General features: G+C 39.8%; 1 protein-coding gene. It reads left to right on the top strand.

From position 1 onward, the window contains the following. Positions 1-28: 28 nt before the first annotated feature. Positions 29-440: amino acid ABC transporter permease (locus KH400_RS21165; protein ID WP_217228023.1), on the top strand; the 412-nt coding region annotated here is incomplete at its 3' end.

Here is a 440-nt window from a genome sequence, read left to right as displayed (position 1 = left end):
ACCGTATGTGAATTAGGGAGGGAGAAACATGGATACGATTGTTAATGCATTTCCGTATTTAATGGATGGTTTGCAAACCACTTTATATATCTTTGTTGTTGCTATCATTTTAGGTTTTATCATCGGGTTGATTGTGGCGCTATTCCGCCTGTCACCATTTAAAATCTTGAACTTTATTTCACTCGTTTTTGTCAATGCCATTCGAGGTACGCCATTTATCGTACAGCTATTTTTCATTTATTTTGGGCTAAATACACTTGAATTCATTTCACTTGACCGAGTACCGGCAGGGATTATTACAGTAGCGATTAATGCAGGAGCTTATTTCTCAGAAATTATTCGTGCAGGGATTCAGTCCATCGATAACGGACAAACTGAAGCCGCACGCTCTTTAGGATTCACAGGTGGACAAAACATGCGCTTTATCGTCCTTCCACAGG

The organism is Desertibacillus haloalkaliphilus (assembly GCF_019039105.1).
Taxonomy (GTDB): Bacteria; Bacillota; Bacilli; order Bacillales; family KJ1-10-99; genus Desertibacillus; species Desertibacillus haloalkaliphilus.
The sequence above is the reverse complement of the archived record's forward strand: the minus strand, read 5'-3'. Positions and strand labels throughout refer to the sequence as shown.